The organism is Falsiroseomonas frigidaquae (assembly GCF_012163145.1).
GTDB lineage: Bacteria > Pseudomonadota > Alphaproteobacteria > Acetobacterales > Acetobacteraceae > Falsiroseomonas > Falsiroseomonas frigidaquae.
Genome location: NZ_JAAVTX010000003.1, coordinates 515752 through 532065, shown reverse-complemented (window position 1 = coordinate 532065; position 16314 = coordinate 515752). Strand labels below are relative to the sequence as shown.

The window sequence follows — 16314 nt, the reverse complement described above, 5'->3', positions numbered from 1 at the left end:
CCCATGCGACGATTTCTGCTGTGGGTGCTGCTGCTGGGTATGCTGGGCGGCGCGGGCTGGTATGGCCTGCGCTACCTGCCACCGGAATGGGACCCGCGCGAGCCGCTGGACCTGGCCGCGGCCCCGAACTGGGTGACGGGATTTAAGCTGCGCCGCCTGGCGATGCAGCCGCAGGCCTGCTTCGCCGCGCTGGAGACCACGGGGCGGCCTGTGCAGCGCGTGGCGGACCGCGCCTCCGACATCGGCTGCGAGATCCGTAATGCGGTGCGCCTGCCCGCCGCGACGCCGCTGGCGCCCTCGACCCCCATTGCCACCTGCCGCGTCGCCGCCGCCTGGGCGCTGTTCGAGACGCAGGTGATGCAGCCGGCCGCCCAACGGCATCTGGGGACGGAGGTTGCCAGCCTGCGGCACCTCGGCACGCAGAACTGCCGCAACGTGAATCATGCGCGCAGCGGCCGCCGCAGCCAGCATGCCACGGCGAACGCCATCGACGTCGCCGGCTTCACCCTGCGCGACGGGCGGCAAATCACGCTGCTGCGGCACTGGGATTCAACGGGCGCGGAGGGCGCCTTCCTGCGGGCGCTGCGCGATGGCGCCTGCGACTGGTTCCGCGCCGTGCTCGGCCCGGACTACAATGCGGCGCACCGGGACCATTTCCACTTCGACATGGGGCCCTGGCGCGCCTGCCGGTAGAGTGTGATCCGCGAAGGCGGACTCGCCGCAGCGGTGAATCACCCTCTCAGCGAAGGCAGGCTATCAGGAATCGCCGGCCCAGCGGCGGCCGGCACCGGCGCCGCCCTTGGCCTCGGGCGCCAGATCCTCGGTCTTCTTGCCCTCGACCTGGTCGATCAGGCGCTTGCCCGAAACCTCGTCGCCGATATCCGGCCGGTTGTCGGTGCCCTTGCGCGCGGTGCCGGCGGGAATGCCGGTGCCGCTGCTGCCTTCCGGCATGGGCTGGCGTTCGGGCAGCGCGCCGGGGGTGGGCTTGTCGGGCTTGGTCATGGGGTTCTCCTCCTCAGGCATTCACCACCGTGCCGCCATTCGGATGCAGGACCTGGCCGGTGAAATAGGAACTGTCCTGTTCCGAGGCGAGGAACAGATAGGCCGGCGCCACCTCGTCCGGCTGCCCGGCGCGACCGATGGTGGTGCTGGCGCCGTGCTGCGCCGTGCGTTCCTCGCCGAATGAGGCCGGGATCAGCGGCGTCCAGATCGGGCCAGGCGCCACGGCGTTCACGCGGATCTGCCGGTCCTTCCAGATCGCCTTCGCCAGGCTGCGGGTGAAGCCGACGATGGCACCTTTGGTGGAGGCGTAGTCGATCAGCTCCGGGCTGCCCTGGTAGGCGGTGATTGAGGTGGTGTTGATGATCGACCCGCCCTTCGGGATATGCGGCAGCGCCGCCTTGGTCAGCCACATCATGCCGAGGATATTGGTGCGGAAGGTGCGCTCTATCTGCGCCTCCGGGATTTCGGCGAAATCCTTGCACTCATGCTGCTCGGCCGCGTTGTTCACCAGGATGTCGATGCGCCCGCCGAGGAACTTCACCGCGCGCGCCACCGCGTCGCGGCAGAAGGCGGCATCGCCGATGTCGCCGGCGATCACCTCGCAGCGGCGGCCGGCGGCCTCGACATGGGCGCGGGTGTCCTCGGCGTCCTGTGGTTCCTCCTTGTGCAGGATCACCACATCGGCGCCCTCCTTGGCGAAGCCGATGGCGACCGCGCGGCCGATGCCGGAATCGCCGCCGCTGATCAGCGCGGTGCGGCCTTCCAGCTTGCCGGCGGCGCGCCAGCCCTCCATGGCGGAGCGGGGGCGCGGCGTCATCTCGGATTCCAGGCCCGGCTGGCGGTCCTGGTGCTGCGGCGGTTGCAGGTTCTTCGGGTCTTCGGGCATGGCGGATGGCCTCGGCTGCCGTGGTGCCGACTGCAACCGGCCCGGGCAGCGGCAGTTCCTTGCGCGGGCCGAGTCAAGCCGGCCCGGGAATCTTCGGCCCCCGTCAGAAACTCCGGCCCGGCGCCGCGTTTCACTGCTGCGGCCGGCGCGGAAGAGCGCGGCCAGTATGCGGAGACGCCCCCATGGCCATGAAGACGATGGACGATCTGTTCCTGCTGACGCTCAAGGACATCTACTACGCCGAGCGCCAGCTGCTGAAGGCACTGCCGAAGATGGCGCGCGCGGCACAGAATGATGAGCTGAAGCAGGCTTTCAAGGACCACAAGGACCAGACCGAAGGCCAGGTGGAGCGCCTGCAGCAGGTGTTCCAGATCCTCGGCAAGCGGGCGCAGGGCCAGACCTGCGAGGCGATCCAGGGCCTGATCCAGGAAGCCGAGGAACTGCTCGAGGAAGCGCCGGAGCCGAGCGCGGTGCGCGACGCCGGCCTCATCGCCTCCGGCCAGGCGGTCGAGCATTACGAGATGGCACGCTACGGCACGCTGCTCGCCTGGGCCGAGGCGCAGAAGCAGACGGATATCGCAGAGCTGCTGAAGGCGACGCTGGACGAGGAGAAGGCCGCCGACAAGCTGCTGACGCAGATGGCGGTGAAGACGATCCACAAGGAAGCCCTGAAGGCGGCCTGATTCCGGCTGGGGGAGGCGTAGCATGGCGGCGCGGTCGAGTTGGGGTGGGCATCTGCGGCTGTCGCTGGTGTCCTGCCCCGTCTCCCTGTTTCCGGCGACGACCAGCGCGCATGACGTGCGCTTCCACCTGATCAACCCCGCCACCGGCAACCGCATCCGCACCAAGGTGTTCGATGCGGATGGGGAGGAGGTGGAGCGCAAGGAGCTGGTGCGCGGCTTCGAGATCGAGAAGGATGAATACATCCTGCTGACGGATGAGGAGATCAAATCCGTCCGCCTCGAATCAACGCGCACCATCGACATCGAACGCTTCGTCGATGCGACGGAGATCGACCGGATCTTCTGGAACGACCCCTACTACCTGGTGCCGGACGGCAAGGCGGGCGTGGATGCCTTCGTGGTGATCCGCGCCGCCATGGAACAGGCGGGCAAGGTGGCGCTGGCCCGCGTGGTGATGGGAACGCGGGAGCGCATCGTGGCGATCGAGCCGCGCGGCGCCGGCATGCTGCTGACCACGCTGCGGACGCATGACGAGGTGCGGGAGTCGGAGGAGTATTTCGACGACATCCCCAACCGCAAGGCCGATGCTGGCATGATCGAGATCGCCGAGCGCATCATCGCCCAGAAGGCGGGGCCCTTCGATCCCTCCGAATTCACGGACCGCTACGAGGATGCGCTGCGCGCGCTGATCGAGAGCAAGCGCGATGGCGATGGTGGCGGCACCAAGGCCGCGCCGCCGCGCGAGGATAATGTCATCGACCTGATGGAGGCGCTGCGCCGCAGCCTGGAGGGGCCCGGCGCCAAGGCGCCGGAGAAGGTGGCCGCGAAGGCGCCGGAGAAGGTCGCCGCCGCCAAGGCGAAGCCGGCCGCGAAGAAGCCGCCGGCGAAGAAACCCGCTGAGAAGGCGCCAGCGAAGAAGGCCGGCACCGCCAAGAAGGCGCCGCCGCGCAAGCGCGCCGCGTCGGGCTGATGCCGTCCCTCGCCCGCGACAATCTGCAGCCCTACCGCGCCAAGCGCAATTTCGCGCGCACCAGCGAGCCACAGGGCGCGCCAGGCGCCGCCGGGGAACGGCTGGCCTTCGTGGTGCAGCGGCATGATGCGCGGCGGCTGCATTACGACCTGCGGCTGGAATGGGGCGGCGTGTTGAAAAGCTGGGCGGTGACCCGCGGCCCCTCGCTCGATCCGGCCGACAAGCGGCTGGCGGTGGAGGTCGAGGATCATCCGCTGGATTATGCCAGCTTCGAGGGCACCATCCCGAAGCCGGATTACGGCGGCGGCACGGTGCAGTTGTTCGACCGTGGCGTCTGGGCGCCGCTCGACCCGGACAACGTCGATCGCGACCTGGCCAAGGGCGAGCTGAAATTCGTCCTCGCCGGGGAAAGGCTGAAGGGCGGCTTCGTGCTGGTGCGGATGAAGCCGCGCGGCGGCAAGACGGAATCGCGCAACAACTGGCTGCTGATCAAGGAGAAGGACAGCATGGCGACGCCCGGGCAGGGCGATGACGTCCTGCGGGCCGAGACCTCCATCGCCAGCGGCCGGACCCTGGCGCAGATCGCCAAGGGCGAGGCAGCGAACACGGCCAAGGCCGATACACCCAAGCCCAAGGCAGCCAGTAAAGCGGCGCCGAAGACCAAGGCACCCAAGGCGTCCGCGGCGGAGGCGGCGGCCATGCCCCGCTTCGTCGAACCGCAGCTCTGCCGCCTGGTCGCCTCCCCGCCCAATGGCGCGGACTGGCTGCACGAGCTGAAGATCGACGGCTACCGCCTGCAACTTCGTGTCGAGGCCGGCAAGGCGACGCTGCGCACCCGCACCGGCCTCGACTGGACCGAACGCTTCCCCGCCATTGCCGAGGCCGCTGCCGCGCTGCCTGATGCGATCATCGACGGCGAGGCCGCGGCGCTGGATGCGGAGGGCCAGCCGGATTTCCCGACGCTGCAGGCCGTGCTCTCCGGCGCCAGCAAGGCGAAGCTGGTGTTCTTCGCCTTCGACCTGCTGCATGACGGGAAGCGGGACCTGCGCGGGGAGACGCTGGAGGCGCGCAAGTCGGCGCTGCGCAAGCTGCTGCCGCCGAAGGGCGCGGTGCTGCGCTACCTCGAGCATTTTCCGGCCCCGGGCGATGCCGTGCTCGCCTCCGCCTGCCGGCTGGAGATGGAGGGCATCGTCTCAAAGCGGCGCGACGCCGCCTATGCCTCCGGTCGTGGCGAATCCTGGACCAAGGCGAAGTGCCGCGGGCGCGACGAATTCGTCATCGGCGGCTTCAGCCGCGGCGCACGCGGGCTGGGCGCGCTGCTGGTGGGTGCCTGGCGGGACGGCAAGCTGGCCTATCTCGGCCGCGTCGGCACCGGCTTCTCCGCCGCCACCTCGGCGCAGTTGGTGCCGCGCCTGGCGAAGCTGGAACGGCGCACCAAGCCCTTCCTCGGCACCCCGGCCAAGACCAGCGACGTGGTGTGGGTGGAGCCGGAACTGGTGGCGGAGGTCGCCTATGGCGGCTGGACTGAGGAAGGCCTGCTGCGCCACGCCAGCTTCCAGGGGCTGCGCGAGGACAAGCCCGCCAAGGCGGTGATGCCGCCGCCGGAGCCTGAGCCAACCCCCGCGCCGAAGTCGCGCGTCAAACCGCCGCTTGGCATGAGCAACCCGGACCGTGTCCTGTGGCCGGCGACCGCCGAGAGCCCGGTGCTGACGAAGGCGGATCTCGCCGCCTACTATGCGCGCTTCGCCGACCGCATCCTGGAACACGTTGCCGGCCGGCCGCTGTCGCTGCTGCGGGCGCCGGATGGCATCACCGGCGGGTTGTTCTTCCAGCGCCATGCCATGCCGGGCCAGTCTCCCCTGGTCCGCGCCGTGCAGGTGGAGGGGCAGGCGAAGCCCTATATGCGGATCGACGATGCCGCCGGACTGGCCGCGCTGGCGCAGGTCTCCGCGGTGGAGCTGCACCCCTGGGGTGCCAAAGCAGATGCGCCGGCCGTGCCGGACCGGCTGGTCTTTGACCTGGACCCGGATGAGGGCATTCCCTTCGTCCGCGTGCTGGACGGCGCATTGGAACTGCGGGATCGCCTGAAGGCGCTCGGCCTGGCCCCCTTCGCCCGCGTCACCGGCGGCAAGGGGCTGCATGTGGTGGTGCCGCTGGCGCCGCCGAAGCGCGACGGCGGCCCCGGCTGGCCGGAGGCCAAGGGCTTCGCCCGGCTGGTCTGCGCATTGATGGAGCGCGATGCGCCGGACCGCTACACCACCACGCTGGCGAAGAAGGCGCGCAAGGGGCGCATCTTCCTGGATTACCTGCGGAATGACCGGCTTTCCACCGCGATCGCCAGCTGGTCGCCACGCGCCCGGCCGGGCGCGCCGGTGGCGCGACCGATCGCCTGGTCCGCGGTGAAGCCGGGGCTGGACCCGGCCGGGTGGAAGATCGCGGCCTTGCTGCAGGGGAAGATGCCGGCAGACCCCTGGGCGGATTTCGCCGCCGCCGCCGGCAGTCTGCGGGATGCCATGCAGAAGGTCTCCCGCGCCGCATGAGCCAGCTTTTCTCCCCGCGTGCCGATCGCCGCCTGCGCGCCCTCGGCATCATCGGCGCCGCCGCGCTGGTGCTGGCTGCGATGGTCGCCTTCGCGCTCAGCCGGTCCGACGGCGCCTGGGGCGTCGGCACGCCGGCGGCGCAGCCGATACCCTTCAGCCACGCCATCCATGCCGGCCGGGTCGGCCTGGATTGCCGCTTCTGCCACGCCACGGTGGAACACGCCGCGGATGCCGGCATGCCGACGGCGGAGACCTGCCTCGGCTGCCACAGCCAGGTGTGGAACGTCTCCGCCCAGTTCGCGCCGCTGGAGACGGCGCTGGCGCTGGGCACGCCTGTCACCTGGGCCAGCGTGCACCGGCTGCCGGAGCATGTGCGGTTCCAGCACGCCGCGCATATCGGCGCCGGCCTGACCTGCGCGCAGTGCCATGGGCCCGTCGAGACCATGGCCCGGACGGTGAAGGTCGAGACGCAATCCATGGGCTGGTGCCTGGATTGCCATCGTGACGCAGCGCCGCAATCCGCCGCGCTGGTGGCCGCCCGGCACGCCCAGTTCGGCGTCGAAGTGCCGCCGCTGGCGAATTGCTCGACCTGCCACCGTTGATCTTCACGGAACCGCCGCGGGCACGACGCGTTGGCCGGCGGAGGACGGGGGATGCTGCATGACGGAGACGCCGGGACGCCGCCGCGCGCCGCTGGGTGGGATGCTCGCCGTACTGCTGGGGCTCGCCCTGCTGGCCGGCTGCAGCGGCGTGCAGACGCCGCTCGACCCGATGGGCGACCACGCCGCCCGCATCGCCGTGCTGACCTGGGTCCTGTTCATTGGCGGCAGCGTGATCTTCGTGCTGGTGATGGGGCTGCTGGTCTTCGCGCTGATCGCGCCGGCGCGGGTGCGCCAGGCGCTCGGCAATCGCCGCTTCGTGGTTGGCGGCGGCATCATCTTCCCCGTCGTCACGCTGGTCGCGCTGCTGGTCTACAGCCTCGGCGTCTCCCGCGCCGTGGTGCTGCCGGGCAGCGACGATCCGCTGCGGATCGAGGTGATCGGCCGGCAATACTGGTGGGAAGTGCGCTACCCGGATGCGGGGGAAGGCGCCGTCACCGCCAATGAGCTGCACCTGCCGGTCGGGCGGGAAGTGGAGCTGTTGCTGTCCTCCGGCGATGTCATCCACAGCCTGTGGATTCCCAACCTGCACGGCAAGATGGACATGATCCCCGGCCGGGTGAACCGCCAGCGCATGCGCGCCGACCGGCCTGGCGTGATGCGCGGGCAATGCACCGAATTCTGCGGCCTGCAGCACACGCTGATGGCGTTCTGGGCGGTGGCGGAGGAACCGGCGGAATTCGAGGCCTGGCTGGCCCGCCAGCGCGAACCCGTGCCGCCGCCCTCCACGCCGCAGCAGGCGCGCGGCATGCAGGTGTTCGGCGAGGCCGGCTGCGGCGCCTGCCACACGGTGCGCGGCACGGACTGGCAGGCCAGGCTGGGGCCGGACCTGTCCCGCGTCGGGTCGCGCCTCTCGCTCGCGGCCGGCGCGCTGGACAATCATCGTGGCACGCTGGCCGGCTGGGTCGCCGGGGCGCAGGACATCAAGCCGGGTAACGCCATGCCCGCCTTCGGCCGCGCGCTGCCGGGCGATGATCTGCTGGCGCTGGCCGCCTGGATGGAGTCGCTGCGCTGATGGACACCCAGGCGCCGAGGCCCGATCTGCCCAACCCGCTGCCGCGGCCGGCGGGCGAACTTGAATTGCTGCAGCAGGTCTGGCGCCAGCCGAAGGGCTGGCGTGCGATCTCGGAGGTGAACAACGGCCTGGTCGGGCCGCTTTTCGTCGCCACGGCCCTGCTGTTCTTCATGCTGGCCGGGGTGCTGGCGCTGATCATCCGCGCGCAGCTCGCCTTTCCGGGCCTGACGCTGGTGGATGCCGGCACCTACAACCAGCTTTTCACCATGCACGGCACGGTGATGATGTTCCTGTTCGCCGTGCCGGCGGTGGAGGCGGTGGCGATCACCCTGCTGCCGGCGCTGCTGGGGTCGCGGGAATTGCCGTTTCCGCGGCTCGGCGCCTATGCCTTCCTGATCTACCTGATCGGCGGGCTGTGCTTCTACTGCAGCATCTTCTTCGGCATCGCGCCCGATGGCGGCTGGTTCATGTATCCGCCGCTGACCGGCAAGGCCTATTCGCCCGGCGTCAACACCGACATGTACCTGCTGGGCATCGGCTTCATCGAGATCAGCGCCATCGCCGGCGCCATCGAGCTGATCGTCGGCATCCTGCGCTGCCGGGGCCCCGGCATGACGCTGGGGCGCATGCCGATCTATGCCTGGGCGATCCTGGTCTTCGCCGGCATGGTGATCTTCGCCTTCCCCGCCGTGATCATCGCCAGCACGCTGCTGGAGCTGGAACGCGCCTTCGACTGGCCGTTCTTCCTGCCGGAGCGCGGCGGCGACCCGATGCTGTGGCAGCATCTGTTCTGGTTCTTCGGCCACCCGGAAGTCTACGTCATATTTCTGCCGGCGGCGGGCATGGTGTCGATGATCGTGCCGGCGATGGCGGGGGCGCGGCTGGTCGGCCATTCGATGGTGGTGGTCGCCCTGGTCGGCACCGGATTCATCAGCTTCGGGCTGTGGGTGCACCACATGTACACCACGGGCATTCCGCCGCTTTCGCTGTCCTTCTTCGCCGCGGCGGGGTTCGCCGTGTCCATCCCCTCCGGCCTGCAGGTCTTCGCCTGGATCGCCACCTTCGCCAGCGCCCGGCAGCGCATCCAGTTCACCACGCCGGCGCTGTTCATCCTGGGGTTCCTGTTCATCTTCACCCTGGGCGGGCTGACCGGCGTGATGGTCTCCGTCACCCCCTTCGACTGGCAGGCGCACGACACCTACTTCATCGTGGCGCACCTGCACTACGTGCTGGTCGGCGGCATGGTCTTCCCGCTGTTCTCGGCGATCTACTACTGGGCGCCCGCCGTCGGGCAGCAGCTGTCGGAGCGGCTCGGGAAGATCGCCTTCTGGCTGATGTTTCTCGGCACGAACCTGACCTTCTTCCCAATGCATATCAGCGGCTTCATGGGCATGCCGCGGCGCATCTACACCTATCCCGGCGGCTTCGGGCTGGAGCTGTGGAACCTGCTGTCCTCGATCGGCGCCGCGATGTTCGCGGCCGGCGTGGCGGTGGTGCTGGTGGATGCGGTGCTGCATTTCCGCTTCGGCCGGCAGGACAAGCAGGAGAACACCTGGAATGCCGGCACGATGGAATGGATCGCCGGCCCCAACTACGGCATGCGCAGCCTGCCCCTGGTGCAGGACCGCTACCCGTTGTGGCATGACCCCGACCTGAAGCGTCAGGTCGAGGCCGGTGGCCACTATCTGCCCTTCGCCGCGACCGGCCGGCGGGAATCGCTGATCTGCAGCCCGGCGGAGGCGACGCCGCAATACGTCGCCTTCGTCGCCGGCCCCGGCTGGTCCCATGTGGTGGCCGCGGCCGGCACCGCCGCCTTCTTCCTTGCGCTGGCCGGGTCCTTCGTGATTCCGGCGGCGGCGGCCGGCGTGGTGGCGCTGGTCGCGTTCATCACCTGGGTCTGGAACGGCACGGATGTCGAGCCCGGCACGCCGGAGCGCGTCGATATCGGCGGTGGCATCGTGCTGCCGACGCATGCGACCGGGCCGATCACCACCTCCTGGTGGGCGATGGTCTGCACCATGCTGGTCAGCGGCACCGCCTATGCCTGTCTGATCGGCACCTACCTGTTCCTGTGGCTGGTGAATGGCGACGGCATGTGGCCGCCGCCGGGGCAGGGCCTGCCGGTGGTGGAATGGGGCTTGGCGGCCTTCGCGCTGTATGGCGCCGCGGCACTGTCCCTGGTCGTCGCCTCGGCCACGCTGGGCGATGGAAGGGGATGGACGCACCGCATCGCGCTGCTCGCCGGGCTGGCGCTGCTGGCGGCGGGCTTCGCGGCGGATGGCTGGGCGCTGTGGCAGGGGCCGATCAGGCCGACACTGCACGCCTATGGCGCCAGCGCCTGGGGGTTGTTTGTCTGGCAGGCCACGCATGTCGCCATCGCCCTACTGATGGGTGGCTACACCCTGGCACGCTCGCTCGCCGGCAAGCTCGGCGGGCAGCGCCGGCTGAGCATCGACAACACCCGGCTGTTCTGGCTGTATACGGCGGGCCAGGGTGCGGTCGGCCTGGTGCTGCTGCACGGCTTCCCGAGGCTGCTGCCATGAGCGCCGACCGGCTGCGGCGCAGTCCGCGCCCCGCCTACGCCGTGCTGGCCATCCTCGCCGGCTTCGTGCTGTGGGCGCTGCATTTCACCATGATCTACGCCATCAACGCCTTCGCCTGCGAGCGTGGCTACGAGCGGGAGGCATTGCTCGGCCTGCCCTGGGTGCCGGCGATGGTGGGCCTGGCGACGCTGCTGGTCCTGCTGCCGTTGCTGCTGGTCCTGCGTGGCACCACCCGGCGCCTCGGCCTACCGGTGACGGAGGGTGGCCAGGCCGAGCCGCGCTTCACCACCTGGTTCGCCGCCGCGGCCGCCGGCTATGCGCTGCTGGCCGTGCTGTTCCAGGCCGTACCATCCCTGGTGCTGCCGGCCTGCGGGGTGGGCTACTGAGCGGGGCGGTCGAAGCGGGGGCGCAGGCGCGGCTCCGGCTGGGTGCCGGCTTCCCCGGGCGCCAGCGGCTGGCCCGGCGGTACGGCCGGTGCCCGGCCGAGCGTGTAGAGATAGGCCGCGATGTCCAGCGCCTCCGCCTCCCGCAACGCCAGGTCGGGCATGGCGGAGCCTGGCGAGATGGCTTGCGGGTCCAGCAGGAAGGCCACCAGGTTCTGCGGCGCGTTCGGCAGCCGCCCGCCGACATAGCTGCGCCGCGCCCATTCCATCAGCGGCGGGCCGACCCAGGACACCGCGCCGGGAATGCCCGGGATCACATGGCAGGCGCCGCAGCCATGTTCCGCGATGGCCAGCCGGCCGCGCCCCGCATCGCCGCCGGCGACCTGCAGCTCGGCCGGGGGCGCAGCCTCCCCGCACGCGCCGAGCACGAGGCTGGCAAGCAACGGCAGCATGGCGTGGCATCGGGCTTGGGACATGCCGGGCCAACGTGGAAAGGCCCGTTCCGGTTGCAGCGGGCGGGAACCAATGCCGTTCTGTGGCGTAGCCGGGGCTGGGGGCTGCACGGCCCTGCCCCAGCGGAGCCGCCGCCTGCATGACAACCCCCGACGCCCTGCCACCTCCCGACCCGGACCGGCGCAGCGTGCTGCGCGCCGCGGGTGCTTCCCTGGCGCTTGCCGCGGCGGCGGGGTGCGATGGCGCGCCGGAGGAATTCGGCAGCCCGCTCTATGCCCCGGCGCGCGGGCTGGGCGGGCCGCGCGGCAGCTATGCCACGGTGCTGGAACTGGATGGCATCGGCCGCGGCGTGCTGGTCCGCGTGCAGAACGGCCACGCCATCAAGGTCGAGGGCAATCCGCGCCACCCCGGCAGCCTCGGCGCCACCGACGTGTTCCTGGAATCGGCGGTGCTCGGCCTGCATGACCCGGCGCGATCGCGGCGGCTGCGGCAGCAGGGGCGGGTGGTGCGCGACCCGGCGCGGCTCTCGGCCTGGCTGGCGGAACGGCAGGCGGCGCTGGCGGCGCGGGGCGGGCAGGGGCTGCGCATCCTCACCGGCCCCGTCTCCTCCCCCACGCAAAAGCGGCTGATCGCGGGGGTGCTGGCGGCCTGGCCGGGGGCGCGCTGGCATGTGCATGCGCCGCTGGCCGATGCGGCGGCGGCGGAAGCTTCGATCCTGGCATTCGGGGAGCCGCTGGTACCACGGCCGGACCTGGCCCGGGCGCGCTGCGTGCTGGCGCTGGGCGCCGATCCGCTCGGCCCCGGCCCGGCGCAGCTCGCCCAGGCGCGCGGCTGGGCCGAGGCACGGGCGCAGGGCCGCCAGGCCGGCAGGCTGCCGGCGCTGATCGTCGCGGAATCGACGCCGAGCCTGACCGGCAGCAAGGCCGACCGCCTGCTGGTGCTGCCGCCCTGGGAAATCGAGGCGCTGGCCCGGGCGGTCGCCGCCGAACTCGGGATCCCCGCCGCCGCCGGCGCAACGCATCCCGAGGCCGCCGCGCTGGCCGCCACGCTGCGCGAGGCGGGCGAGGCGGCCTGCGTGCTGGCCGGGCGCGGCCAGGGCGTGGCGGTGCAGGCGCTGGCGCATGCCATCAACGCGACGCTCGGCGCCGCGGTGCCCTGCATCGCCGATCCCACCGCGGCCGAGGCCGGCACGCTGGCAGAGCTGGTGGCGGAGGCGGAGGCGGTGACGCATCTGCTGGTGCTGGATGCGAACCCGGTCTTCGACGCGCCGACGGATCTCGATGTCGCCGGGTTCCTGCGACGCGTGCCGCACAGCCTGCATGCCGGCGTGCATGTGGATGAGACGGCGCTGCTGTGCACCTGGCACCTGCCGCTGCACCACCCGCTGGAAAGCTGGGGCGACAGTCTGGCCTTCGACGGCACCGCCGCGCTGCGCCAGCCGGTGACGCGCCCGCTGGTCGATACGGCGGTGTCGCCGGAGGAGATCCTGGCCGCGCTCGCCGGCAGCCGCGCCGATGGCCAGGCGCTGGTGCGGGAGACCTGGCGCGGCGCATGGGGCGAGGCGGAGTTCGAGACGCGCTGGCGTGACGTGCTGGAGGCGGGCGTGGTGGCCGACAGCGCAGCGCCCGCACGCGTGCCGGCGCTGCGGCCGGATTTCGCGCTGCCCGAAGCCTCCCCCATCCCCGCCACGCCCGTCGCGATCTTCGCGGCGGACCCGCATCTCCGGGATGGCCGCTACGCCAGCGAGGCCTGGCTGCAGGAACTGCCGCGGCCGCTCGGCAACCTCGCCTGGGGCAATGCCGTGCTGATGGCCCCGGCCGATGCGCGGGCCGCAGGGCTGGCGGAGGGGGCGGAGGTGGAATTGCGGCTCGATGGCCGGGTGCTGCACGCGCCGGTGCTGGTCACGCCTGGCCAGGCGCCGGGGGTGGTGACGCTGCCGCTGGGCGGCGGGCGGCGGCTGGCGGGCGGCGTGCCGGGCGGCATCGGGATCGACGCCTATCGCCTGCGGTCCTCCACCGCGCCCTGGCTGGCCGGCGGCCTTGTGCTGCGCGCCACCGGGGGCGAGGGCTGGGCGGCGCGCGGCGCCGATTTCGCGCTGCCCGACGAGACGCCGCGGGTGCACCGCCTGGCGCCGGGGCAGGCGGTGCCGCCGCTGCCGCCGCCGCGGTCGCTGTACCCGGACTGGAAGTATCCGGGCCACGCCTGGGGCATGGCGATCGACCTGGATACCTGCATCGGCTGCAATGCCTGCGTCGTCGCCTGCCAGGCGGAGAACAACACGCCGGTGGTGGGGCCGGAGGAAGCGGCGCGCGGCCGCGCCATGCACTGGCTGCGCGTCGATCGCGTGGTGAGCGGCCCGGCCGAGGCTCCGGCGGTCGATTTTCAGCCTGTTCCCTGCATGCATTGCGAGAAGGCGCCCTGCGAGGTGGTCTGCCCGGTGAACGCCACGGTGCATGACCATGAGGGGCTGAACCTGATGGTCTATCCGCGCTGCATCGGCACGCGCACCTGCTCCAACAACTGCCCCTACAAGGTGCGCCGCTTCAACTGGGCTGGCTATGCGCGGCAGGCCGGTGCCGTGCCGGTGCGCAATCCGGATGTGCCGGTACGGCCGCGCGGCGTGATCGAGAAATGCACCTACTGCCAGCACCGCATCAAGGGCGCGCAGGACACCGCGCGGCAGGAAGGCCGCGCGCTGCGCGACGGTGACGTCACCACGGCGTGCCAGAATGCCTGCCCGACACGCGCCATCCATTTCGGCGACATCAACGACCCGGACAGCGATGTCTCGCGCGCCAAGGCGGAGGGCAGGAACTACGCGCTGCTCGGCAACCTGGATACACGGCCGCGCACCACCTATCTCGCCCGCCTGGTGCGTCCCGAGCCTGGTGCGCCGGCATGAGCAGCGCGGATTTCTCCACCCGGCCGGTCTCCGACCCGCCGCTGCGGGAGGATTTCGGTTGGCGCTTCGCCGGTGGCGTCGCGGCTTCCGCCGTGCTGACGCTGCTGCTGGCCTATGCGGTGGTGGCGCTGCTGCTGCGCGGCACGGCGCTGTGGGGCACCAACATCCCCTTCGTCTGGGGCTTCGACCTGATCAACTACGTCTGGTGGATCGGCATCGCCAACGCCGCCAGCCTGTTCGCCGTGGTGCTGGTGCTGCGCCGGCACGGGCTGCGCACCGCGGTGAACCGGTTTGCCGAGGCGGCGGCGCTGGCCGCGGTGGCGGCGGCGGCGATCTACCCGATCCTGCATCTCGGCCGGCCCTGGCTGTTCTACTGGACCTTCCCCTATCCCGCGACCTACCAGGTCTGGCCGAATTTCCGCAGCACGCTGGTGTGGGATTTCTGGGGCATCATGTCCCACGTCGTGGTCACCGGCCTGTTCTGGTACACCGGCCTGATCCCGGACCTCGCCACCATGCGGGACCGTGCCGTGGCGCGGTCCCGCCTGGTGCAGGCGCGCATCTATGGCGTGCTGGCGCTGGGCTGGCGCGGATCGGTGCGGCACTGGGCGCGGCACCAGGCGGCCTACCGGCTGGTGGCGGCGATGGTGCTGCCGATGCTGGTCTCCGCGCAGACCATCGTGGCGCTGGAATTCGCCACCACGCTGGTGCCCGAATGGCACCAGGCGCGGCTACCGCTGCATGTGGTGGCCACCGGCATTCCCTCCGGCCTTGGCGTGGTGCTGGCGCTGGCGGCGCTGCTGCGCGGCGGGCTGGGCCTGACCCGCTACATCGATGACGAGGACATGCACCTGCTGGCGAAGCTGACCGCCGCGGCGGCGCTGGTCTGCGGCTATGTCTATGCCGAGGCGCTGCTGGTGGGGCTGCTGGAGGATGCGACGACGCGCCAGGCGATCGCGGCACGGGCCTTCGGTGCCTATGCCGGGCTGTACTGGGGCGGCGCCGCGCTGGTGGTGGCGGTGCCGCAGTTGCTGTGGCTGAAGCGGGCGCGGGTGCAGGCCCGATGGGCGGTGCCGATCGGGCTCGGGGCGGCGGCGGGGGTGTGGCTCGACCGCTTCTCGCTGGTGGCCGGCGGCCTGCTGCGCGACCACCTGCCGAGCACCGCGCCGCTGTATGCGCCGACGGTGCCGGAATGGACGCTGCTGCTCGGCACCATCGGGCTGTTCGCGCTGCTGATGCTGGCCTTCGCCCGCTTCGTGCCGGTGGTGTCGATGTTCGAGACGCGGCACGAGGAAAGCGAGGCGGACGTGCCATGAGCCCCGGCGTGATCGCGGCCTTCGACAATCCGGATGCGCTGGTGGCGGCGCTGCGCGCGGCGCGGGATGCCGGCTGGCGGCGCATGGATGCCTATGCCCCCTATCCGGTGCCGGAGGCCGCGAAGCTGCTCGGCGCCACCGGCGCGCGCGTCGCCTGGATCGCCATCGGCGCGGGGCTGTTCGGCGCGGCGCTGGCCTATGCGACGCAGTGGTGGCTCAGCGTGCACGCCTATCCCTTGAATGTCGGCGGCCGGCCGCTGCATGCGCTGCCCGCCTTCCTGCCCGCCACCACCATCGTCGCCGTGCTCTGGGCGGCGGCGGGCGCCTTGATCGGCATGCTGGCGCTGAACCGGCTGCCGCGGTTGAGCCACCCGGTCTTCGCCGTGCCCGGCTTCGGCCGTGCCAGCGAGGACCGCTTCTTCCTTTGCCTGTTCGCCGGCGACCCCGGGCTGGATGCGCGGGAGGCCCTGCATCTGCTGCGTCGCCAGAAGCCGCTCAGCCTGGCGGAGCTTCCCGGATGAAGGCCCGCCTGCTGCTGCCCGCTCTGCTACTGCCCACCCTGCTGCTGCTGGCCGGCTGCGATGGCTGGCCCGCCAGCGAACCGCTGCCGCCGCCCGCGCCGCCGCCGCCCGGTGCCGTGGCGCAGGGCGATGCCGCCTGGCGCCGGGCGCTCGCCCCGCCCGGCCCGCCGGTGACGGAGGCGCTGCTGGCGCGCGGCGCCGATCGCTACGCCATCTTCTGCGCGCCCTGCCATGGCGCGACCGGCGCCGGGGATGGCGGCGCGGTGGCGCAGGGCTTCCCGGCGCCGCCGAGGCTGCCGGCCGATGCCATGCGGACGATGACGGTGATCGCGGAGAACCACGCCCGCGCGCACCCCTTCGCGGATCGCCTGTCGCCCGCGGATCGCTGGGCCATCGCCCGCTTCGTGGAGCGCCTGTCGCCATGAGGATCGCAGCCTTCCT

Annotated in this window: 15 protein-coding genes; 12 read left to right on the top strand and 3 right to left on the bottom strand. The window is 71.5% G+C overall.

Annotated elements, in window-relative coordinates; genetic code table 11:
• Positions 1-3: 3 nt before the first annotated feature.
• On the top strand, positions 4-693 hold the full coding sequence (locus HB662_RS11530) for an extensin-like domain-containing protein (protein ID WP_168049853.1): 690 nt from the start codon (positions 4-6) through the stop codon (positions 691-693).
• 63 nt (positions 694-756) lie between these two features.
• Here the strand turns inward: HB662_RS11530 and HB662_RS11525 are convergent, their stop codons facing one another.
• Both HB662_RS11525 and HB662_RS11520 read right to left on the bottom strand, forming a co-directional pair.
• Entirely contained in the window at positions 757-1002 is a 246-nt protein-coding gene (locus HB662_RS11525; protein ID WP_168049852.1) for a hypothetical protein, read from the bottom strand.
• Between the two features lie 13 nt (positions 1003-1015).
• Positions 1016-1888 carry an SDR family oxidoreductase gene (locus tag HB662_RS11520; RefSeq protein WP_168049851.1) on the bottom strand — a complete coding sequence of 291 codons (873 nt, stop codon included), beginning with the start codon at positions 1886-1888 and terminating at the stop codon, positions 1016-1018.
• A gap of 182 nt (positions 1889-2070) precedes the next feature.
• Here HB662_RS11520 and HB662_RS11515 point away from each other — a divergent pair, with 182 nt between their 5' ends.
• Genes HB662_RS11515 through HB662_RS28780 form a run of 7 tightly spaced genes read left to right on the top strand, consistent with a single transcriptional unit; the run spans position 2071 to position 10684 of the window.
• Complete coding sequence (locus tag HB662_RS11515; protein ID WP_168049850.1) at positions 2071-2571, top strand: YciE/YciF ferroxidase family protein; 501 nt, start codon at positions 2071-2073, stop codon at positions 2569-2571.
• A 22-nt stretch (positions 2572-2593) separates the two neighbouring features.
• Positions 2594-3541, top strand: coding sequence for a non-homologous end joining protein Ku (gene ku, locus HB662_RS11510; protein ID WP_168049849.1), 948 nt, complete (start codon positions 2594-2596; stop codon positions 3539-3541).
• The gene (gene ligD / locus HB662_RS11505; RefSeq protein WP_168049848.1) at positions 3541-6081 is read left to right on the top strand and encodes a DNA ligase D; all 2541 of its coding nucleotides are present in this window, start codon (positions 3541-3543) and stop codon (positions 6079-6081) included. The genes ku and ligD overlap by 1 nt, the downstream gene beginning before the upstream one ends.
• Positions 6078-6683, top strand: a complete 606-nt coding sequence (locus tag HB662_RS11500; protein WP_168049847.1) for a cytochrome c3 family protein — start codon at positions 6078-6080, stop codon at positions 6681-6683. Before ligD ends, HB662_RS11500 begins: the two co-directional genes overlap by 4 nt.
• Positions 6684-6741: 58 nt before the next feature.
• Positions 6742-7755 (top strand): cytochrome c oxidase subunit II, encoded by a 1014-nt coding sequence (gene coxB / locus HB662_RS11495; RefSeq protein WP_168049846.1) that lies wholly within the window; start codon positions 6742-6744, stop codon positions 7753-7755.
• Positions 7755-10298: a cbb3-type cytochrome c oxidase subunit I gene (locus HB662_RS11490; protein WP_168049845.1), complete on the top strand. Its 2544-nt coding sequence runs from the start codon at positions 7755-7757 to the stop codon at positions 10296-10298. Before coxB ends, HB662_RS11490 begins: the two co-directional genes overlap by 1 nt.
• Positions 10295-10684, top strand: a complete 390-nt coding sequence (locus tag HB662_RS28780) for a hypothetical protein (protein WP_209443238.1) — start codon at positions 10295-10297, stop codon at positions 10682-10684. The genes HB662_RS11490 and HB662_RS28780 overlap by 4 nt, the downstream gene beginning before the upstream one ends.
• On the opposite strand, the gene HB662_RS11480 is transcribed toward HB662_RS28780, so the two are convergent.
• Positions 10678-11157, bottom strand: coding sequence for a c-type cytochrome (locus HB662_RS11480; RefSeq protein ID WP_209443237.1), 480 nt, complete (start codon positions 11155-11157; stop codon positions 10678-10680). The genes HB662_RS28780 and HB662_RS11480 overlap by 7 nt on opposite strands.
• Positions 11158-11273: 116 nt before the next feature.
• Here HB662_RS11480 and HB662_RS29700 point away from each other — a divergent pair, with 116 nt between their 5' ends.
• Genes HB662_RS29700 through HB662_RS11460 form a run of 4 tightly spaced genes read left to right on the top strand, consistent with a single transcriptional unit; the run spans position 11274 to position 16298 of the window.
• On the top strand, positions 11274-14036 hold the full coding sequence (locus HB662_RS29700) for a 4Fe-4S dicluster domain-containing protein (RefSeq protein WP_168049844.1): 2763 nt from the start codon (positions 11274-11276) through the stop codon (positions 14034-14036).
• Positions 14033-15352 carry an NrfD/PsrC family molybdoenzyme membrane anchor subunit gene (gene nrfD / locus HB662_RS11470; protein ID WP_168049843.1) on the top strand — a complete coding sequence of 440 codons (1320 nt, stop codon included), beginning with the start codon at positions 14033-14035 and terminating at the stop codon, positions 15350-15352. The genes HB662_RS29700 and nrfD overlap by 4 nt, the downstream gene beginning before the upstream one ends.
• Positions 15349-15873, top strand: a complete 525-nt coding sequence (locus HB662_RS11465; protein ID WP_168049842.1) for a DUF3341 domain-containing protein — start codon at positions 15349-15351, stop codon at positions 15871-15873. The genes nrfD and HB662_RS11465 overlap by 4 nt, the downstream gene beginning before the upstream one ends.
• On the top strand, positions 15870-16298 hold the full coding sequence (locus HB662_RS11460; protein ID WP_168049841.1) for a c-type cytochrome: 429 nt from the start codon (positions 15870-15872) through the stop codon (positions 16296-16298). The genes HB662_RS11465 and HB662_RS11460 overlap by 4 nt, the downstream gene beginning before the upstream one ends.
• Positions 16299-16314: the final 16 nt, after the last annotated feature.